The organism is Listeria cossartiae subsp. cossartiae, assembly GCF_014224155.1.
Taxonomy (GTDB): Bacteria; Bacillota; Bacilli; order Lactobacillales; family Listeriaceae; genus Listeria; species Listeria cossartiae.
The window spans coordinates 146986-165938 of sequence record NZ_JAASUI010000005.1; the positions used below are offsets into that span (position 1 = coordinate 146986).

At 38.2% G+C, this 18953-nt stretch carries 23 protein-coding genes; 17 read left to right on the forward strand and 6 right to left on the reverse strand.

Annotation, left to right across the window (positions count from 1 at the left end; all coding sequences use genetic code 11):
• Window positions 1–32: 32 nt before the first annotated feature.
• Window positions 33–191 carry a hypothetical protein gene (locus HCJ30_RS13230; RefSeq protein ID WP_185392535.1) on the reverse strand — a complete coding sequence of 53 codons (159 nt, stop codon included), beginning with the start codon at window positions 189–191 and terminating at the stop codon, window positions 33–35.
• 3 nt (window positions 192–194) lie between these two features.
• Window positions 195–584, reverse strand: coding sequence for a lactoylglutathione lyase (gene gloA, locus HCJ30_RS13235; protein ID WP_008948480.1), 390 nt, complete (start codon window positions 582–584; stop codon window positions 195–197).
• A gap of 130 nt (window positions 585–714) precedes the next feature.
• Here gloA and HCJ30_RS13240 point away from each other — a divergent pair, with 130 nt between their 5' ends.
• From HCJ30_RS13240 to HCJ30_RS13290, 11 genes are all read left to right on the forward strand, one after another.
• Window positions 715–1332: an MBL fold metallo-hydrolase gene (locus tag HCJ30_RS13240; protein ID WP_185392582.1), complete on the forward strand. Its 618-nt coding sequence runs from the start codon at window positions 715–717 to the stop codon at window positions 1330–1332.
• Window positions 1333–1397: 65 nt separating this feature from the next.
• Complete coding sequence (locus HCJ30_RS13245) at window positions 1398–2069, forward strand: cyclic nucleotide-binding domain-containing protein (RefSeq protein WP_008948478.1); 672 nt, start codon at window positions 1398–1400, stop codon at window positions 2067–2069.
• A 253-nt stretch (window positions 2070–2322) separates the two neighbouring features.
• Complete coding sequence (locus HCJ30_RS13250; protein ID WP_003729570.1) at window positions 2323–3018, forward strand: Crp/Fnr family transcriptional regulator; 696 nt, start codon at window positions 2323–2325, stop codon at window positions 3016–3018.
• A 69-nt stretch (window positions 3019–3087) separates the two neighbouring features.
• Window positions 3088–3966: an acid resistance transcriptional regulator GadR gene (gene gadR, locus HCJ30_RS13255; RefSeq protein WP_185392536.1), complete on the forward strand. Its 879-nt coding sequence runs from the start codon at window positions 3088–3090 to the stop codon at window positions 3964–3966.
• 74 nt (window positions 3967–4040) lie between these two features.
• Window positions 4041–5117 (forward strand): Gfo/Idh/MocA family protein, encoded by a 1077-nt coding sequence (locus tag HCJ30_RS13260; RefSeq protein WP_185392537.1) that lies wholly within the window; start codon window positions 4041–4043, stop codon window positions 5115–5117.
• A 15-nt stretch (window positions 5118–5132) separates the two neighbouring features.
• Complete coding sequence (locus tag HCJ30_RS13265; RefSeq protein WP_185392538.1) at window positions 5133–5912, forward strand: sugar phosphate isomerase/epimerase family protein; 780 nt, start codon at window positions 5133–5135, stop codon at window positions 5910–5912.
• Complete coding sequence (locus HCJ30_RS13270) at window positions 5875–6597, forward strand: ThuA domain-containing protein (protein ID WP_185392539.1); 723 nt, start codon at window positions 5875–5877, stop codon at window positions 6595–6597. Before HCJ30_RS13265 ends, HCJ30_RS13270 begins: the two co-directional genes overlap by 38 nt.
• A 2-nt stretch (window positions 6598–6599) precedes the next feature.
• Complete coding sequence (locus tag HCJ30_RS13275) at window positions 6600–7568, forward strand: sugar phosphate isomerase/epimerase family protein (RefSeq protein ID WP_185392540.1); 969 nt, start codon at window positions 6600–6602, stop codon at window positions 7566–7568.
• A 22-nt stretch (window positions 7569–7590) separates the two neighbouring features.
• On the forward strand, window positions 7591–8640 hold the full coding sequence (locus tag HCJ30_RS13280; protein ID WP_185392541.1) for a Gfo/Idh/MocA family protein: 1050 nt from the start codon (window positions 7591–7593) through the stop codon (window positions 8638–8640).
• Window positions 8641–8733: 93 nt separating this feature from the next.
• The gene (locus HCJ30_RS13285) at window positions 8734–8919 is read left to right on the forward strand and encodes a CsbD family protein (protein ID WP_008948472.1); all 186 of its coding nucleotides are present in this window, start codon (window positions 8734–8736) and stop codon (window positions 8917–8919) included.
• Between the two features lie 130 nt (window positions 8920–9049).
• Complete coding sequence (locus tag HCJ30_RS13290) at window positions 9050–10951, forward strand: alkyl/aryl-sulfatase (protein ID WP_185392542.1); 1902 nt, start codon at window positions 9050–9052, stop codon at window positions 10949–10951.
• 54 nt (window positions 10952–11005) lie between these two features.
• Here the strand turns inward: HCJ30_RS13290 and HCJ30_RS13295 are convergent, their stop codons facing one another.
• On the reverse strand, window positions 11006–11347 hold the full coding sequence (locus HCJ30_RS13295) for a YxeA family protein (protein ID WP_185392543.1): 342 nt from the start codon (window positions 11345–11347) through the stop codon (window positions 11006–11008).
• Between the two features lie 536 nt (window positions 11348–11883).
• Here HCJ30_RS13295 and HCJ30_RS13300 point away from each other — a divergent pair.
• The 5 genes from HCJ30_RS13300 to HCJ30_RS13320 all read left to right on the forward strand — a co-directional run bounded on the left by HCJ30_RS13300 (window position 11884) and on the right by HCJ30_RS13320 (window position 16431).
• Window positions 11884–14178, forward strand: a complete 2295-nt coding sequence (locus HCJ30_RS13300) for a ribonucleoside-diphosphate reductase subunit alpha (RefSeq protein WP_185392544.1) — start codon at window positions 11884–11886, stop codon at window positions 14176–14178.
• Between the two features lie 55 nt (window positions 14179–14233).
• On the forward strand, window positions 14234–15283 hold the full coding sequence (locus HCJ30_RS13305) for a ribonucleotide-diphosphate reductase subunit beta (protein WP_185392545.1): 1050 nt from the start codon (window positions 14234–14236) through the stop codon (window positions 15281–15283).
• Window positions 15280–15717, forward strand: a complete 438-nt coding sequence (locus HCJ30_RS13310; protein ID WP_185392546.1) for a flavodoxin — start codon at window positions 15280–15282, stop codon at window positions 15715–15717. Before HCJ30_RS13305 ends, HCJ30_RS13310 begins: the two co-directional genes overlap by 4 nt.
• Entirely contained in the window at window positions 15714–16040 is a 327-nt protein-coding gene (locus HCJ30_RS13315) for a thioredoxin family protein (protein ID WP_003722276.1), read from the forward strand. The genes HCJ30_RS13310 and HCJ30_RS13315 overlap by 4 nt, the downstream gene beginning before the upstream one ends.
• Window positions 16041–16131: 91 nt before the next feature.
• A complete protein-coding gene (locus tag HCJ30_RS13320) occupies window positions 16132–16431 on the forward strand; it encodes a nucleotide pyrophosphohydrolase (protein WP_185392547.1) in 300 nt (99 codons plus the stop codon).
• Window positions 16432–16472: 41 nt separating this feature from the next.
• Here HCJ30_RS13320 and HCJ30_RS13325 read toward each other — a convergent pair whose 3' ends face one another.
• Window positions 16473–16649, reverse strand: a complete 177-nt coding sequence (locus HCJ30_RS13325) for a hypothetical protein (protein WP_185392548.1) — start codon at window positions 16647–16649, stop codon at window positions 16473–16475.
• Window positions 16650–16847: 198 nt separating this feature from the next.
• Here HCJ30_RS13325 and HCJ30_RS13330 point away from each other — a divergent pair, with 198 nt between their 5' ends.
• The gene (locus tag HCJ30_RS13330; protein WP_185392549.1) at window positions 16848–17165 is read left to right on the forward strand and encodes a nucleoside triphosphate pyrophosphohydrolase family protein; all 318 of its coding nucleotides are present in this window, start codon (window positions 16848–16850) and stop codon (window positions 17163–17165) included.
• A gap of 43 nt (window positions 17166–17208) precedes the next feature.
• On the opposite strand, the gene HCJ30_RS13335 is transcribed toward HCJ30_RS13330, so the two are convergent.
• Window positions 17209–17850 carry a DUF1361 domain-containing protein gene (locus HCJ30_RS13335; RefSeq protein WP_185392550.1) on the reverse strand — a complete coding sequence of 214 codons (642 nt, stop codon included), beginning with the start codon at window positions 17848–17850 and terminating at the stop codon, window positions 17209–17211.
• Between the two features lie 55 nt (window positions 17851–17905).
• Window positions 17906–18913, reverse strand: a complete 1008-nt coding sequence (locus HCJ30_RS13340; protein WP_185392551.1) for a YeiH family protein — start codon at window positions 18911–18913, stop codon at window positions 17906–17908.
• Window positions 18914–18953 lie beyond the last annotated feature (40 nt).

Sequence of the window (18953 nt, forward strand, 5' to 3'; positions counted from 1 at the left end):
CCAGCAAACATAACTGATTTGCTGGACTCTTTTTATTTACGGCGATACATTTTTGTGAGATCTACCATTAAGTAAACGAGCAATACGGCTGTGATGACAACTGCGATAAGACTAGCTATATCGTTATGGAATAGCATGCTTACACCGTTAATTGCTAATGCGATTAAAATGATAATGAAATATTTTCCCATGAATTATAAAGCACCATCTTGAATGATTTCGGTTTTATAACCATCTGGGTCTGTTAAGAAATAATAGAAAGGTTCTTCGCCGGGAAGTCCTTTTAAGTCTGTAACAGTGTAGCCAGCAGCTTGGTGTTCTTTTAGTAAAGCGCGCACATCAGGAACGCCAACAGCAAGATGACCATAACCATTACCTAAATCGTAAGCTTCTTTTTGGTCATAATTGTAGGTTAATTCTAATTCGAAGCCACCTTCTTCAAATGCCATATAAACTAATGTGAATTCAAAATCTGGGAAGTCTTTGCGGCGAACTTCTTTTAGTCCTAATGCTTTTTCATAGAAAGCAATGGATTCCGTTAAGTTTTTTACGCGGATACATGTATGTAACATTTTTGCAGTCATTTTTATTCCTCCTTTTAATCTTCTGCCTTTATTGTAGTATATCTCGGAAGTGAATACAAACAAGGAATATTGATGGAAGTAAAGCGGTTTTTTCGGTATAATGATGAATGTGAAGAAAGGCGGAAGTAGAATGACAAAAATCAAACGAATTATGACAGGAATAATCCAAGAAAATTGTTATATCATTTATCAAGATAATGTAGCGTTAATTGTTGACCCGGGCGCAGAAGCGAATAAAATCGAAGCAGAAATTACAAAATTAGGCGTAAAACCAGTTGCCGTTTTACTAACGCATTGCCACTATGATCATATTGGTGCTTTGGAAGAAATCCGGAAAACTTATGATATTCCCGTATATGTTAGTCCGCTAGAGCAAGAATGGCTTTCAAATCCAGAGTTAAACTTATCAGCGCATATCACAGGTCAAGCAATTGTGGCCCAACCTGCGGAACAAGAGTTCACGTTAGGTGATTATAATATAGAAGGTTTTCGTTTTAAAGTGGTACCGACACCAGGACATTCTATCGGTAGTGTAAGTTTTATTTTTGATGAGTTTGCGGTTGTTGGTGATGCCTTATTTAAAGGTAGCATTGGACGTACTGATTTATTTACAGGTGATTTTGATACGTTAATTAATAGTATTAAAACACAGCTATTCGTGCTTCCAGATGACTTCCCAGCCTATTCAGGACACGGCGATGCAACGACAATCGGCCACGAAAAGAAAACAAATCCATATTTCAACTAAAAAGAACTTGCAGAAGTAGTCATTCTGCAGTTTTTTTGTAATTAAACGGAAAGGATGTTGAAAAAATGCATTCAGATGAGGAAATTTTCAAAGAAACAACCACAAAATCACTGCTTCAATTATTAAAAAAAGATTATCACTTTCATGATTATTGTTATCAAGAAATTATCCCTAGAGGCAAAGAAATCAAAATGAACCACGCAAAAGGTTTCAAAATTTACTTAGTAGAAAGCGGCTATTTCTCTTATTGCCTTCAAAATGAATATGGCGACTCTGGGATTATTAGTTTTGTAAGTAGCGAAATTGCGATTAATTTGATTCCGCTAATTAAAGAAGAACCAGAAGAGTCTGTATTACGTAGTTTGACGGAGGTTCATTGCTGGGTGCTTGATCCTGAATTTGTCGAACGTGTTTTAGACGAATCAGGTCAAAAAGCGAACTATTTATTATCTAATTTGCTTTATACAAGAAAAGTTTATTTCAAAGCGAGCAAACGTAATTTTATGAAGAAAGAACGCCGTATTAGAGCGTGTTTGAAAGAGATTGGCTTATATATGGGAAGAGTGACAAAGGATAAAGAATACATTTTACCGGATGAAATCACTAATTCTATTTTAGCCCAATATGCGAACACGACACGTGAATATACGAATATTATCGTGCTGAAACTACGAAAAGAAGGAATTTTAGATGATAGTTATAAGCCATGGGTTATCAAAAAAATCGACACACTTTAATTGATAAAACTTAATATATATTGATTTTAAGCCTACAAAAGGTGGAAAAGTTAAAATAATATCTAAATGATGGTGATTAAAAATGTCACAAAAAATACTTATTTAGCTGTTTTTCGCCTAAAAAAAGTTTGTTTTAGTACGAAAATAGTAAGAAAAATTTCTTTTTAATTATTATAATGTTATTTTATTTGGTTAATTCCTTCTCTGAGGTGTTTTCATTCTGTGATATTATACTTTAGAGGAGGAGTTTGCATTGAACACATTAGAGAAACGACAACATGAAATTTTGACCAATCCACTTCATTTTTGTAAGAAGTCTGGAGATTTTGCTAAACATAGTATGAGTATTAAACTTTCAAAAAATGAACTATTTGACGTCGACTTTGTAACAGGTATCTATTTTGTTGAAAAAGGTATCGTTATGAAAGGAACACAAATTGATGATTATATCGGCTATGATCAATTACTAAAACATGGGGATGTATGTAATTTTTCATCGTTTATGTCTTCAGATTTGAAACGCAATATTGGGGCTAAATTATTATCACCAAGTTCTAGTGTTATTACAGCAGTAGATAGAGATTTTTTCATTTTTATGGTGGAAAAACACATTAGCATCGAAGAATTTATGTTATATCAATCGAAAAAAGAAATCATGGTACTTCAACGCCGCTGCTTGCTTAATACGCTTAAAGTGAAAGATCGCGTGAAACATGTTATTGCTGCGATTGGTTACGAATATGGTATTTCCAATGGTGATAACATTCAAATTCCACAAGAATTGTCTACTACATTTTTATCTAAATTCATGGGTATTACAAGAGAATATCTTAGTTTAACGCTTAGTGAACTGAAAAAAGAAGGTTACTTATTAAACACAAAAATTCCTGTTGTAATAAATGTAGAAAAACTTTTCAATGAAATTCCCTACGAATCATTAATTTTATAAAACCAAGAAGATAGTCTAACGGCTGTCTTCTTTTTTATGCTAAAATGAAAGAAAAAAAGGAGTTCCACTATGAGTGAATACTTGGAAATTCCAGAATTAAATAAAGCTTTTCCGTTCCGTTCGTTTGTCAATGAAGGCGAAGTGCTCGTTTATCCGCATTGGCACAAAGAAATTGAAATTATTTATGCGCTAAAAGGTAGCCTAAATCTTGGCGTAAATGATATGCCAATTCAATTAAAAGAAGGCGAGATTCAAGTAATTAATGGAGGCGATGTTCATTATTTTCTAGCTTCACCAAATAGTGAACGTATCGTGATTCAATTTGATTTAAGTTTATTTCAAGAAGAAATGCAAATGGACGGTCAAAACCAAACATTGCGCGAAATACTGACAGAAATGGCGCATTTAAGCAGGGAATGGCCAGAAGAAACGGTTTCTAAAATGCAATCGTTAATCATAAATATCCATGCCGAATCAAGCGGCGAAAGTCCCGGCAAGCACTACATTCTTAAAGCCGATCTCCTAGCGATTATCGGTTTAATCTACCGTGAAATTCCTCAAATAAAAACGCAACCGGATAGCGTTATCTCAGAAGAAGCAGTCCTCAAATCCCAAGAAACCCTACATAAATTAGATCAAATTTTTTCCTATGTCGAAAAGCATTACCAAGAGCCTGTTAGTTTGCAAGAAGTGGCGGATTATACTGGATTTAGTACCTATTATTTCACTAAGTTTTTTAAACGAAATACAGGTATGACTTTCGTGACTTTTTTAAATGATTATCGGCTGAATAAGGCAAAATGGATGCTGTTAAATGAAGCCTTTCCAGTAACAGAAGTGGCCGAGCTAGCTGGTTTTAGTAGCGTGAAAACCTTTCATCATGCGTTTAAGCGGGCGATGGGTGTGGCGCCGTTAAAATACAGAAAGACAATATACGGGAATAATTAAGCAATAAAATAGGAAGAATTACCTTCAGTTGTTTTGTATGATGTAACTATCAAAACTATTGGAGGTTTTTTATTATGACATTAAAAGTTGGGATTATTGGTTGTGGAGGCATTGCAAACGGGAAACATATGCCAAGTTTATTAAAAGCTGAAAAAGCAGAAATGGTTGCTTTTTGCGATATCGTTTTAGAGAAAGCCGAAGCAGCTGCAAAAGAATTTGGAAACGAAAATGCAAGCGTATACACAAATTATGAAGAATTACTCCAAGATAAATCCATCGATGTCATTCATGTTTGTACACCAAATATTTCTCATGCAGAGATTTCTATCGCGGCAATGGAAGCCGGAAAACACGTTATGTGCGAAAAACCAATGGCAAAAACGACCGAAGAAGCGAAAAGCATGATTGCAGCCGCAGAGCGTACTGGCAAAAAGCTAACAATTGGTTATCAAAATAGATTCCGCAAAGACTCTGACTACTTACACCAAGTTTGCGAAAATGGGGAACTAGGTGATATTTATTACGCAAAAGCAAAAGCAATTCGTCGTCGTGCAGTGCCAACTTGGGGCGTATTTTTAGATGAAGAAGCACAAGGTGGAGGTCCGCTAATCGATATTGGAACACACGCACTTGATTTAACACTTTGGATGATGGATAACTATAAACCGAAATATGTAGTAGGAAACAGTTATCATCAACTTGCGAAGAAAGAAAATGCTGCCAATGCTTGGGGCTCATGGGATCCGAAGAAATTTACGGTAGAAGATTCCGCATTTGGTTTTATCACGATGGAAAACGGTGCGACCATTGTTTTAGAAGCAAGTTGGGCGCTTAACACATTAGATGTTGGGGAAGCGAGAACCTCTCTTTCTGGAACAGAAGGCGGCGCAGATATGGAAGACGGATTACGGATCAACGGCGAAGCACACAGCCAAATGTTTGAAAAGAAAATTCAATTAGAAGCAGGCGGGGTGGACTTTTATGATGGTACAGGAGATGACCCAGCTTTAATCGAAGCAGAACAATGGTTAGAAGCTATTTTGAATAATACAGATCCTGTTGTAAAACCAGAGCAAGCACTTGTTGTAACGCAAATTTTAGAAGCTATCTATGAATCATCTAAAACAGGTCAACCAGTTTATTTTAATTAAGGAGGACTCAGCTTTATGAAAGCAAAAATAGCTTTGCAGTTGTGGAGTGTTCAGGAAGCTTGCGAGGATGATTTTTTTGGAACGCTGGAAAAAGTGGCGGAAATGGGTTATGACGGCGTAGAATTTGCTGGTTATTACGGCAAATCTGCGAGTGAAATTAAAGCGAAGTTAGTGGAACTTGGACTAGAGGTTGCGGGTTCGCATATAAGTAAAGAACAACTGGAAGCGGATTTAGAAGCGGTAATTGCTTTTGAGCGTGAATTAGGTAATAGCTATATTATTTGTCCGTACGCAGATTTTGAAACGAAACAAGAATGGCTTGAATTCAGCGCGGAACTTCGCGGGATTACGAAAGCTGTGCAACAAACGGGAATGCAATTTGGCTATCATAATCATGCCCATGAGCTAGAAAAATTGGATGACGAGATTATTTTAGATGCTTTACTTGAAAATGTACCGGAGATGGTTGCCGAATTAGATACGTATTGGATAGAGCACGCCGGCATTGGTGTTATTCCTTTTATCGAAAAATATCGTAACCGGGTGCCACTTGTCCATATAAAAGATAAATCAAGCACGACCAAAGAAAGCACGATTATCGGCGAGGGAATTCTTGATGTTCCTGGTTATGTGAAAACGGCGCTTGACGCTGGAACAAAATGGCTAGTTATCGAGCAAGAAGCATTTGAGGAAGAACCACTAACAAGTGTTGCCAAAGGTTATAGCTATGTAGCGAATTTATTGGAGGGGAATTATTATGACACGCGTAACAGTATGGAACGAATTTTTACATGAAAAAGAAGATGATGCGGTACTGGCGATTTATCCAGACGGCATTCACGGTCAAATTGCTAGTTTTCTAGAAAAAGCAGGACTTGATGCAAAAACGGCTACTTTAGAAGAACCGGAACACGGACTTACGGAAGAAGTTTTAGCGAACACGGATGTTTTGATTTGGTGGGGACACATGGGACATGACCGTGTGGAAGATAAAATCGTCGACCGTGTCCAAAAGCGCGTTTTAGAAGGAATGGGGCTTGTCGTACTTCATTCAGGTCATATGTCAAAAATCTTTATGCGTTTAATGGGAACAAGTTGCGACCTAAAATGGCGTGAAGCAAACGAAAAAGAGCGACTATGGGTAGTTGACCCGACGCACCCAATCGCTAAAGGAATCGGCGAATTTATCGAGCTCGATGAAGAAGAAATGTACGGCGAGCATTTTGATATCCCAACACCAGACGAATTGATTTTCTTAGGTTGGTTTGAAGGTGGCGAAGTTTTCCGGAGCGGAATCACGTACAAAAGAGGAAACGGTCGGATTTTCTACTTCCAACCAGGCCACGAATCCTATCCAACCTACCACCATCCGGATATCCAACAAGTCATTATTAACGGCGTCCACTGGTGCGCAGAAGGCCGGAAAAATTATCCAGCATACGGAAATCACCAACCACTTGAAAAAATAGGGAGGAAATAAAAATGAAATTAGGCGTATTTACACCATTATTTGCTAATTTACCATTAGAAGAAATGTTAGATAAAGTGAAAGCAGCAGGACTTGACGCAGTAGAAATTGGAACGGGCGGGAATCCGGGAAATCACCACTGTCCAACAGATGAACTTTTGGCAAGCGAAGCAGCGCGCAAGGAATATTTGGAAAAATTTACGAGTCGTGGATTAACGATTAGTGCATTTAGTTGTCATGATAATCCGATTTCGCCCAATAAAGCAGAAGCGGCGGCATCCGATGAAATTTTACGCAAATCAATTAAACTAGCTTCCTTAATGAACGTCCCAGTTGTGAACACATTTTCCGGAACAGCTGGTGATAGCGATGATGCCAAAGCACCGAACTGGCCGGTTATTCCGTGGCCGACCGTTTATAGCGATATTAAAACGTGGCAATGGGAAACAAAACTTATTCCTTACTGGAAAGAAATTGGCGAGCTTGCAGCAGCTTCTGGCGTCAAAATTGGCATCGAATTGCACGGTGGTTTCTTATGCCACACACCGTACACCATTTTAAAATTGCGCGAAGAAACGAATGATGCTATTGGTGTTAATTTAGATCCAAGTCATTTATGGTGGCAAGGAATTGACCCAGTTGGCGCGATTAAAATCTTAGGAAAAGCGGGCGCAATTCATCATTTCCATGCAAAAGATACTTATCTGGATCAAGATAATATTAATATGTATGGTTTAACTGATATGCAACCATATGGCGATGTGCAAACGAGAAGCTGGACATTCCGTTCGGTGGGTTGTGGCCATAGTCTGACAGAATGGTCGGATATTATGAGCGCGCTTAGAACATATGGTTACGATTACGTAGTCAGCATCGAACACGAAGATCCATTAATGTCGATTGATGAAGGTTTCGACCGCGCTGTTACAAACTTACAATCGATTTTAATTAAAGACAAACCACTGGATATGTGGTGGGCTTAACGATAAGAAGGGGTGTCTTAGAATGAAAAAATATCAATTAGTTATTGTTGGTTACGGCGGAATGGGAAGCTATCATGTCACGCTTGCATCGGCTGCTAATCATTTAGAAGTTCATGGCGTTTTCGACATTCTCGAAGAAAAACGCGAAGCCGCTGCCCAAAAAGGTTTAAAAATCTACGAGAGTTTTGAAGCCGTTTTAACAGATGAAAAAGTCGATGCTGTTCTTATCGCGACGCCAAATGATAGCCATAAAGAATTGGCGATTAGTGCACTCGAAGCAGGTAAGCATGTCGTTTGCGAGAAGCCGGTGACGATGACAAGTGAAGATTTGCTAGCGATTATGGATGTAGCGAAAAAAGTAAATAAACACTTTATGGTCCACCAAAATCGTCGTTGGGATGAAGATTTCCTGATTATTAAAGCAATGTTTGAACAAAAAACGATTGGCGAAATGTTCCACTTAGAATCGCGTGTTCACGGCGCAAATGGCATTCCGGGAGATTGGCGCCATTTGAAAGTGCATGGTGGTGGAATGGTGCTCGATTGGGGCGTGCATTTGCTTGACCAATTGTTATTCTTAGTCGACAGCAACGTGAAGTCCGTATCTGCTAATTTAAGTTACGCGCTCGGAGATGAAGTCGATGATGGCTTTGTAACATTCATTACCTTTGAAAATGGTATTACAGCGCAAATCGAAGTAGGAACAACCAATTTTATCAAATTACCTCGTTGGTATGTCAAAGGAACAGAAGGAACCGGTATTATCCATGACTGGGATTTGAGCGGCGAAATCGTCCAACCGACTGCCTTTGCTAAAACGTCTGAACCAACGCCAATTAAAGCGGGTCAAGGACTAACAAAAACAATGGCGCCACCAAGCGAGGAAGCAACCAATACATTATCTCTTCCAGCTCCTGCCGAATTACCAACTTCTTTCTATAATAATTTTGTGGATGTATTAAATAACGACAGTGAACCCATCGTTCAAAACGAAGAAGTTTACCAAGTTTTAAAATTGATTGAAGCCATATTTGAAGCGGCTGAGACAAATCGAACCATCCATTCTATCTGAAAAAGATGTTTTAGCTTCTGATTATGTGGAAAACACTTAATATGGAGACGCGATTCTTCATTAGAAAAATATTCTAATTAGGAGGCAAAACCAATGAGTGAAGATAAAGGTATGAAAGACAAAGCAAAAGGATTGAAAGATAAAGTAGTAGGTGACGCCAAAGACAAATTCGGTAAAGCAACCGATGATAAAGGCAAACAAGTAGAAGGTAAAGCGCAAAAAGCGAAAGGCGAAGTAGAAGATAAAGCCGGCGACGCTAAAAAGAAATTATCCGAATAAGTGAAAAAGGTAGGCTTGAATCTCTCAAGCCTACCTTTTTTAGTCTAATAATAGCAAAAGGTTTTAATCCATTTTATGGAGGTATAGGAGGAAAGTATATGCAAATAAAATATGTAGGAGGAAACTGATAATGGCGAAAAAAGTCTTACCTAAAGAAGCATCAACTTTTACAAAGAAAGTGAATAATCAAGTGAAAGAGGCACTACCTTTTGAGAACACGAAAGATTTCGATGATGCAAGGAAAGGCTTTATTGGAACCTGGGATCATGTCAAAGTGGACACAGAAGATGGTCACGCAGTCTGGGATTTAGAAGATTATAATTTTATTGAAGGAGAAGCACCTGACTCCGTGAACCCAAGTTTGTGGCGTATCGCTCAGCTTAATATGACGAATGGTTTATTCAAAGTAACGGACCGGGTTTACCAAGTGCGCGGTTTTGATATGTCGAATACGACCATTATGGAAGGCGACACAGGTTTAGTTATTACCGATACATTGATGTCCGTTGAAACAGCTCGTGCGGCACTTGATTTATATTATGAGCACCGTCCGAAAAAACCAATTAAGGCGATTATTTACACTCATTCCCACGCAGACCATTACGGCGGAGTAGCGGGGCTTATTAGTAAAGAAGATGTCGCTTCTGGAAAAGTTGCGCTAATTGGACCAGAAGGATTCATGGAAGCAGCTGTTAGTGAAAATATTTTCGCCGGAAACGCGATGATTCGTCGTGCTGAGTATATGTACGGTAGCCGTTTATCACGCGGTAAATTAGGGCAAGTAGATGCTGGTCTTGGGAAAACGGCTTCCAAAGGGCATATGTCCCTACTTGCGCCAAATGATACGATTACATTTGACCTTGAAAAACGGGTTGTTGATGGAATCGAAGTGGAATTTTTAATGGCGCCTAATACAGAAGCACCGTCCGAACATATGATGTATTTCCCGCAATTTAAATTACTTAATATCGCCGAAGATGCCGTGCATAACTTGCATAATATTTTAACGCTACGTGGCGCGCAAATTCGTGATGCATATGAGTGGTGGAAAGATATTGATAAAGCTATTCGAGCATTTGGCAATCAATATGAAGTGTGTATTGGGCAACATCACTGGCCAACATGGGGAAATGACGAAATCAATGATATGCTAATTCACCAACGTGATGCTTATAAATATATGCATGACCAAACGCTTCATTTTATTAATAAAGGACTGACAGCGATTGAAGTTGCAGAAGCGGTGAAATTTCCTCCTGCCCTCGAAGAAAAATGGTATTTACGCGGTTATTACGGCACGCTTAACCATGATGTTAAAGCCATTTATCAATTTTATCTTGGTTGGTATGATGGTAATCCGGCCGATCTTTATCCACTACCTCCAGAAGATGTCGCGAAAAAATATGTGGAGTTTATGGGCGGCATCGATGAAGTTTTGAAAAAAGCGCGTGTATCATATGAAGCGGGTGAGTATCGCTGGGTTGCGGAAGTAGTCAAACATGCAGTCTTCGCGGACGGAGAAAACGGGGAAGCGAGGGCCCTCCTTGCTGATGCGCTAGAACAACTTGGCTACCAATCAGAATCAGGACCGTGGCGCAATGTCTTTTTAGCTGGCGCGGATGAACTGAGAAATTCTGTGCCAGAGGAAGTTATTTCTGGGGTTACGCTTGATATTGTGGAAGGAATGCCGTTTAACTTGATTTTAGATTATATGGGCATTCGTTTAAATGGTGAACGTTCGATTGATAAACGGATTTCAATGAATTGGAAGTTGACGGATGTGGATGAAAATTATCATTTACTCGTAAATAATTCGGTATTGATTTATCGTGATAGTGAAGCAGACGACAAAGCAGACTTAACTTTAACAACGACTCGAGATACGTTTAATCATATTTTCGGTGGCGTGAAAAGTTTTGAGGAAGCCTTCGCTGATCAAACTGTAAAACTAGAAGGCGATGCGAAGAAATTTGCGGAATTCGCGTCGTTGCTTGATGAGTTTAATCCAGTCTTCAATATTGTTACACCTTAATAAAAAATAAAACGCTTTGTTTAGCCTTTTGATAAGGCTAGAACAAAGCGTTTTTTATTCTTCTGCTAAATATTTCATTGTATCGGGAACATTTTTGATTTTTTTATAATTGACGACCATTTTGTTTTCACCGATGAGAACTTTGAATTGGTCGTTTTTGGTTAATTCTTTTTCGGAGTAGAAAGTTAGTTGTTTTTGTTTTCCTTTATCATCATATACTTTTGCGTTATATTTGAACCCTTTGAATTGATTTTTTTGAACGGGTTTTCCAGTAGCTTCGACTTTAAGGTAGTAGGACTTTACTGCGGCATCGGTTGGCATCGCGTACTCCCAAATTGCGCAAACAGTGAGAAGAACTGCAGCTAATAAGATTAAACCTCTTTTTTTATTAAACATTTCTCCTTCATCCTCTCTGGATTTGTTTTATTACATTAAGTTTACAATGAAAAGACAAGTTTATCCCGTTTGTTAACTAACAAAATCCTTCGTTAATCTTACAATTTTGTCAGAATGGTGACGAAATGAAATCATAAAGATTGTGAAGTTACAAAAAACGATTTTTTTTACTACTAAATGTAGAATCTGTGAAAAAAATAGGCACTACAAGTAGTAGTGTTTTTATAGTTAAAATATGCTCGAAAACACACAATTGCCTGAAAAAATTTTTTTATTTGCCGGAAACCTTGTTTTAATCAGAGTTTTGCTCTTTTTAGCTAAAAAATCAAAGTACTATATCTTGCATTCACATAAAAAAAGTTATACTATATATAGTATCGAAAGCGAAATATTGCTTCATCGCCTTTTAACTTTTATCAGGGGAATTTGCTCCTTTAAAAGTTAATTTTTTTGCTCCATGGAACGACCACAAATAGTTCAGCGGACGAATGAAAAGCGCAAAATGAATCAGATATTTTTACAACGAGGAAAAAAGGATGAAATGGGGATTGCAAATGACAACTTACATAGTAAAAGACGGGGGAAACAGAAAGCTACCTTTTGATAAAAGCCGATTGGATGGATATTTAGAGAAAATCCATGAAGAATTTCCGAAACTTGATTTAGAAGATTACAAACGTAAAGTTTTTAATTTTGTAGAAAAGAAGGAAGATTATGCGGCTGACGAATTAGTCGATTATTTAATTAGGGAAGCAGAAGCTCGCACAGATATTCATATTCCTGAATGGGAACATTTCGCGGCACGCCTTTATTTAAATAAATTATATAAAAAAGCGAGTAAAAATCGTTTTTATAATGATGATGATAAATATGGTTCGTACGTTGGACTTCAAGAAAGTTTAGGCGAGCGCGGTATTTATTCCGGCAATATCCTAAAAAACTATTCTAAAGAAGATTTGATTACAGCAGGGAAATTAATTGACCCTGAGAAAGATAAATTATTTACGTATAACGGTTTGTATTTACTTGCGACTCGTTATTTAGCAACTGACTCCGAACGCAATGTGTATGAGTTACCACAAGAACGTTGGTTAACTATCGCACTTTATTTAATGCAAAATGAACCAAAAGAAAAACGTATGAAATTAGTAGAAGAAGCTTACTGGGCTTTAAGTAACTTATATATGACTGTAGCAACACCAACACTTGCAAACGCAGGAAAAGTTGGCGGTCAATTATCTAGTTGTTTCATTGATACAGTAGATGATAGCTTGCAAGGTATTTATGATAGCAATACAGACGTGGCTAGAGTTTCTAAGCACGGCGGTGGTGTTGGCGCATATCTTGGTTACGTTCGTTCAACAGGAGCAGCTATCCGCGGCGTAAAAGGCGCAAGTGGTGGCGTTATTCCTTGGATTAAACAATTAAACAATACGGCAGTGAGCGTGGACCAACTAGGTCAACGTAAAGGCGCAATTGCAGTTTATTTAGACGTTTTCCATAAAGATATCGAATCTTTCCTTGATTTACGTTTAAACAATGGTGACCAACGTTTACGCGCACATGATGTATTTACGGCTGTTTGTATTCCTGATATTTTCATGGAAGCTGTAGAGCGTCGTGGCGAGTGGTATTTATTCGATCCACATGAAGTAAAAGCGAAAAAAGGCTGGTACCTACAAGATTTCTACGATGAAACAAAAGGTGAAGGTACTTTCCGTGAAAAATATGATGAATTAGTAGCTGACGAAACAATCAGTAAAAAAATCGTTAAAGCAATTGATATTATGAAACGCGTGATGGTGAGTCAACTTGAAACAGGTAACCCATTCATGTTCTACCGTGATGAAGTAAACAGAATGAACCCTAACAAACACGAAGGTATGGTTTATTCTAGTAACTTATGTACAGAAATCATGCAAAATATGAGTCCAACAAAAATGATCCAAGAAATTATTTCTGGTGATCAAATCGTGATTACTAAACAAGCGGGAGATTTTGTTGTATGTAACTTATCCTCTGTTAACTTAGGTCGCGCAGTTGTGGCGGAAGAAGAAGGCACGTTAGAACGTTTAATCGAAGTAGAAGTACGTATGCTCGACAACGTTATCGACTTAAACGAACTACCAGTACCACAAGCAACAATTACAAACCAAAAATACCGTTCTATCGGACTTGGAACATTCGGTTGGCATCACCTACTTGCGCTTAAAAATATCGCTTGGGACTCAGAAGAAGCTGAGAAATATGCCGATGAATTATATGAACAAATCAACTATTTAGCTATTCGCGCAAGTAACAAACTAGCGCAAGAAAAAGGTGCTTACAAAGTCTTCAAAGGAAGCGACTGGAACACGGGAGAATATTTCGCGCGTCGTAACTATAATTCGGCTGAATGGCAAGAATTAGCGAAAGAAGTAGCAGAAAAAGGCTTACGTAACGCGTACCTTGTAGCTGTAGCGCCAAATATGAGTACAGCTCAAATTGCTGGTTCGACTGCTTCCATAGATCCGATTTACAGTGCGTTCTACTATGAAGAGAAAAAAGATTACCGTCGTCCAGTAATCGCGCCAGACTTAAACTTAAGCACATACCCATACTACGAAAAAGGTGCTTACAAAGTAGACCAATTCGCAAGTGTTCGTCAAAATGGTCGCCGTCAACGTCACGTAGACCAATCGCTAAGCTTTAACTTCTACGTACCAAGTGGTATTAAAGCAAGTAAATTACTTGAACTACACATGACTGCCTGGAGCGAAGGCTTAAAAACGACTTACTATGTCCGCTCAAACGATATCGACGTAGAAGAGTGCGAATGGTGCTCAAGCTGATAAATCTCTAAACACTTTACGAATAACGCAAAAATGAAAGGGAGGGCTTGCCTCGATGGCTAACCAAAAAGAACAACTTACTCGTATTAAAATTTTAGAACCGTTATTTCCTAATCGTTCTACTTCAATCATAAACGGAGAAACTAGTGGGATTTTGAATTGGAATGATATCCCGTATCCTTCTTTCTACCGTGCATATAAAGAACTTTCTACTAACTACTGGATTCCAGATGAAGTAGATATGAAAAGTGATGCGAAACAATATCCGAATCTTTCAGAAGAAGAAAAATATGCTTTTGATGCAATTATTGGCCTACTCGCAACACTTGATTCTCCGCAAACACGTTTCATTTACAATATTGCGGAATACATTACCGATCCAGCTGTACATGCAAACGCAGCGATTATCGGGCAACAAGAAGTAATCCATAATGAAAGTTACTCTTATGTACTTGCTTCTATTACGAACTTACAAGAACAAAATCGCGTATTTGAACTGGCGAGAACACATCCGACAATCATTAAACGTAACGAGCCAATCATGGCAGCATACGACGATTTCATGAATAACAAAACGGGCGAAACACTTGTCAAAGCATTGATTCAATCTTCTATTTTAGAAGGTATCAATTTCTACAGTGGCTTTGCTTACTTCTACAACCTTGTTCGTCAAAATAAAATGACAGGAACTGGGAAAATCATTAGCTTTATCAATCGTGATGAATTAGCTCACTCGAAATTTATTTCTGAAGTAATCCGAGCAATCCTTGGAGAAAACCCAGAATTACAAACAGACGAGTTAGTGGAATATACGCATGAAGCTTTCCGCCACGCTGTTGAACTTGAAACAGAATGGTCCGAAGAGGTTTTACAAGGTATTGAAGGTATTGATGTGGAAGAAATGGTTGATTACGTGAAATACCGTGCCAACAAAATGTTAGGAATGCTTGGTATTCCAGAACTTTATCCAGGACATAGTGACAACACAATGACATGGATTAAAGCTTACGCAGATAACTTTACAGAAACAAAAACAGACTTTTTCGAAATGCGCAATTCAAGCTATAAAAAAACGAATATGGATAACGGATTCGACGATTTATGAGAATCTTGCTAGCCTATGATTCTCTAAGCGGGAACACCAAAATGGTAGCGGATGAAATTGAAGAGATATTACAAAGCGAAGGGCACGAAGTTGTGTCCTTACGTGTATCTCCTTCCGCTTCGTATCCGCTTGATGAGGATTTTGACTTGTACGTGTTGGGGGCATGGACAGTCGACTACGGAAGAACACCGCCAGATATGAAAGATTTTATCGCGGAACTAGCCGTAAAGCCCAAGAATGTAGCCATTTTTGGCACTGGGGAAACACAATGGGGTATGGATTTTTATTGCGGAGCTGTCGACCGAATGGCCAAATATTTCGGCACAAGCTACCCAACCTTAAAAATAGAACAAATGCCACACACCGAGCAAGATGTGGCTGACATAGACAATTGGGTCAAGAAAATTTTAGCGTTAAGGAGTGGAATCAAATGACAAGTATTGAAATTAAATCACCTGAAGAGTTCCAAGCTCATATTAATGGGGAAGAATTAGTATATGTAGACTATTGGAAAGATAATTGTCCTAATTGTAAAATGCTTGATCTTTCGTTTGCTGAATTCAAAAACTCTGAAATCGCAAGCAAAGTAAAAGTATTAAAAGTAAAATTAGAAGAAATGGGCGAAAACTTCTTTTTTGACCGTGATGTACAACAAACGCCAACACTTGTACTTTACAAAGGCGGCGAAGAAATCCACCGTTTAAATGGATTTATCCCACCAAACAAAATCGAAGAAGCTGTTTCTTTAAATGCGTAATTGAACGAGTGATAAGTCCTTACTATTAAGCGGCTTATTGCTCTTTTTTCTATTGTTGTTTGTGATTTGATTTACAGAAGGAGTTGAGGATTTGAGACAATTACAAGATGAAATTACTGCTTTTCTGAAAGAACGTGACTGGTTGGATCAGTATAATAAGCCAAAAGATTTGGCGATATCTTTGTCGCTTGAAGCAGCAGAATTACTGGAATGTTTTCAGTGGAAGCAAGATGAGGCGGCAGTGAAAGAAAACCGGGAAGCGATTTTAAAAGAAGTAGCGGATGTCATGATATACGCACTCCAAATCGCTGAAAGTATGGGAGCAGATGGCGAAGAGCTTGTTCGTTCAAAGCTCGCAGAAAATCGAACCAGGACATGGCCGAAAAAATAGAAAAAGCTGCTTTATCAGTTTAGGATAAAGCAGCTTTTTATTTAATAAGAATAAGATCGTTTACGTCTTTTTTTGGAACGAATCATTGCTAAAATTCCTGCCGCGACCAAAATAAGCGAAATGATGCAAACACCGAAACCAATAAGTCCAGTTATGCTAAACGAAAAACCAAAGCCAATCAGACCAACAAGAAGTACAACTAAGCTAGCTAATTTCATTTGAAAACTCCTTTCAGAAATCTTATCTCTATTATAAAGGAATAACTTGAAAAAAATAAGCCTTTAAAGAGAAAAAAATTTTAAAGATGAAAGGCATTGATAGAGCATCAGTTCGCATAATTTCGAAATAGTCAAGACTGCAAAGGAAAAAAATTATCTGTTATAGTAAGAAAGTGAGAGAGGCAAGGAGGACAACACATGGATTTTAAAGAGTATCAAGTTTTAGCGAATAGAACTGCAGCAACACATGAACAGGCATTAACGAATTACGGACTTGGAATAGCTGGAGAAGCCGGTGAAGTTGCTGATTTGATTAAGAAATATGCTTTTCATGGACACGATTTAGATAAAGATGCGTTGACGAAAGAATTAGGAGATGTTCTTTGGTACGTATCGCAAATTGCTAAATGGGCCGACATAAGCATGGAAACCGTTGCCGAATTAAATATCGAAAAATTAAAACGCCGCTATCCACAAGGTTTTTCAGCGGAACGTAGCAAACTGCATATCGATTAAAAAAACGTTTGTATTTAAGGAAAGTTCTTAAATACAAACGTTTTTAGTCTTTTAATGAGCTAGAAAACTTGCTAAATAGTGTATAAATGACATATTGGATAATCGAGAAGTAAAATACGAAGTTCCAGAATGGCCAGTGAAAAACACTAAACATAATTTGGATGGATTCGACTGGTTGCGTAAGTAAATGAATCGAATGCAAGCGTGAAAATCTGCCAATATAAATCGCATAGCTCGATAACAAGATTAAACCAATTAATAGTAGCTGGTAACTTAACCAACTCGTCCAATTAAATCGTCTTCTTATTTCCGCAAGCATTTTTGCAAAGGACCAGAAGCCAATAAATAATCCAAAGAATACACCAACGATAATATAAGTGAAATGACGCCACAACCATGGTGATGTGGAAAGTATTCCTTCTGCCCCGTAAATCTCTAAGCGCTGTAAATGCAGCAAATCAGTTAGAAGATAAGGCGCATTTGGAAAAAATACTAGCCAAACGATACCAAGTGGCCAAAAAATCCACCATACGCGAGGTTTCTTTGTGAGGAATACAGCTATTTCGAAAGGTATATAAGCAAGCCCAACATTTAAAATTAAAAAAGTATACGTATCTGCAGTAAAATGTAAAACAAGAAAATATCCGAGTAAAAAAGCTCGGCAAGTCCAAATTGCTTTCGTCATGTAATCGTCACCTCGTGCTTGCTATTGTATCACAATTTGAGTTGCCGAGGATAACTTATCCTGCTAAATGAAACAAAAGTACTAAAGTAAGACCAAAAGCAGAAAGCAAGATCGAACCAATAAACGCAGCCACAAAAGGTTTTCCGCCCATTTTTCCAAAAGAAGGTAAGTGGACGTTTAAACCAAGTCCGCCCATTGACATAGCAATAAGGAAATAGGCACAGACAACGAGGAAGTTCGTGATTGATGTAGGAATAATGCCCAAACTATTGATAGCACTGGTAGCTAAAAAGCCGAAAATAAACCATGGCACGGGAAGTTCTGCCCATGAAAAACGATTTTTCGTTCCAACATTTACCATTTTTGCAACGACGAAGCAGACTGGAACAAGTAGTGCTACGCGAGTTAATTTGACGATAACGGCCATATCAACAGCGGAAGTTCCGCCTGGATCTGCTGCGGCAATCACGTGCGCGATTTCATGAAGCGTAGCCCCTGCAAAAATACCATAACCATCTGGTCCAAGTGGCAAAATGGGATAAATTAACGTATAAACAATCGTAAAAATAGTTCCGAGTAGCGCGATAATCGTAGCAGCTACGGCAGTTTGATTGTTGTCAGCTTTTACTTGTGGTGAAATCGCGACTACAGCTGCAGCCCCGCAAATCCCTGTGCCACAAGCGACTAGAATCGCCAGTTTTTTATCCACGCCAAAAAGTTTTGCCAAAAAATAAACGACCGTAATCCCAAAACTAAGACATAAGGCAGCGATTAGGAATACGCGCCAACCAGCATCATAAATATCAACTAAATTCAGCCGAAAACCAAGTAAAATAATCCCGGCACGAAGAATCACTTTGTTGGAAAATTGAATGCCGGTAAACCATTGATCTGGAACCGGAAAAAGGGCGCGAATGATAATACCGATTAAAATAGCCGTAACAAGTTGCCCGAGAATCATTAGAAATGGTAATTTTGCTAAAAAATAAGATAGGGTAGCGATACAGAACGTAAGCGCAATACCATACCAAAAAGTCTTCGTTTTAAATAAAATTTGACTCATGTTCATCCCCCTTTCTTCTATGCTTTTACTTTACCATTTC

What these genes read in the sequence shown, in the direction of transcription:
- HCJ30_RS13230 (WP_185392535.1), bottom strand. Translation starts at nt 191, where the DNA reads ATGGGAAAATATTTCATTATCATTTTAATCGCATTAGCAATTAACGGT.
- gloA (WP_008948480.1), bottom strand. Translation starts at nt 584, where the DNA reads ATGACTGCAAAAATGTTACATACATGTATCCGCGTAAAAAACTTAACG.
- HCJ30_RS13240 (WP_185392582.1), top strand. Translation starts at nt 715, where the DNA reads ATGACAAAAATCAAACGAATTATGACAGGAATAATCCAAGAAAATTGT.
- HCJ30_RS13245 (WP_008948478.1), top strand. Translation starts at nt 1,398, where the DNA reads ATGCATTCAGATGAGGAAATTTTCAAAGAAACAACCACAAAATCACTG.
- gadR (WP_185392536.1), top strand. Translation starts at nt 3,088, where the DNA reads ATGAGTGAATACTTGGAAATTCCAGAATTAAATAAAGCTTTTCCGTTC.
- HCJ30_RS13260 (WP_185392537.1), top strand. Translation starts at nt 4,041, where the DNA reads ATGACATTAAAAGTTGGGATTATTGGTTGTGGAGGCATTGCAAACGGG.
- HCJ30_RS13265 (WP_185392538.1), top strand. Translation starts at nt 5,133, where the DNA reads ATGAAAGCAAAAATAGCTTTGCAGTTGTGGAGTGTTCAGGAAGCTTGC.
- HCJ30_RS13270 (WP_185392539.1), top strand. Translation starts at nt 5,875, where the DNA reads ATGACACGCGTAACAGTATGGAACGAATTTTTACATGAAAAAGAAGAT.
- HCJ30_RS13275 (WP_185392540.1), top strand. Translation starts at nt 6,600, where the DNA reads ATGAAATTAGGCGTATTTACACCATTATTTGCTAATTTACCATTAGAA.
- HCJ30_RS13280 (WP_185392541.1), top strand. Translation starts at nt 7,591, where the DNA reads ATGAAAAAATATCAATTAGTTATTGTTGGTTACGGCGGAATGGGAAGC.
- HCJ30_RS13285 (WP_008948472.1), top strand. Translation starts at nt 8,734, where the DNA reads ATGAGTGAAGATAAAGGTATGAAAGACAAAGCAAAAGGATTGAAAGAT.
- HCJ30_RS13290 (WP_185392542.1), top strand. Translation starts at nt 9,050, where the DNA reads ATGGCGAAAAAAGTCTTACCTAAAGAAGCATCAACTTTTACAAAGAAA.
- HCJ30_RS13295 (WP_185392543.1), bottom strand. Translation starts at nt 11,347, where the DNA reads ATGTTTAATAAAAAAAGAGGTTTAATCTTATTAGCTGCAGTTCTTCTC.
- HCJ30_RS13300 (WP_185392544.1), top strand. Translation starts at nt 11,884, where the DNA reads ATGAAATGGGGATTGCAAATGACAACTTACATAGTAAAAGACGGGGGA.
- HCJ30_RS13305 (WP_185392545.1), top strand. Translation starts at nt 14,234, where the DNA reads ATGGCTAACCAAAAAGAACAACTTACTCGTATTAAAATTTTAGAACCG.
- HCJ30_RS13310 (WP_185392546.1), top strand. Translation starts at nt 15,280, where the DNA reads ATGAGAATCTTGCTAGCCTATGATTCTCTAAGCGGGAACACCAAAATG.
- HCJ30_RS13315 (WP_003722276.1), top strand. Translation starts at nt 15,714, where the DNA reads ATGACAAGTATTGAAATTAAATCACCTGAAGAGTTCCAAGCTCATATT.
- HCJ30_RS13325 (WP_185392548.1), bottom strand. Translation starts at nt 16,649, where the DNA reads ATGAAATTAGCTAGCTTAGTTGTACTTCTTGTTGGTCTGATTGGCTTT.
- HCJ30_RS13330 (WP_185392549.1), top strand. Translation starts at nt 16,848, where the DNA reads ATGGATTTTAAAGAGTATCAAGTTTTAGCGAATAGAACTGCAGCAACA.
- HCJ30_RS13335 (WP_185392550.1), bottom strand. Translation starts at nt 17,850, where the DNA reads ATGACGAAAGCAATTTGGACTTGCCGAGCTTTTTTACTCGGATATTTT.
- HCJ30_RS13340 (WP_185392551.1), bottom strand. Translation starts at nt 18,913, where the DNA reads ATGAGTCAAATTTTATTTAAAACGAAGACTTTTTGGTATGGTATTGCG.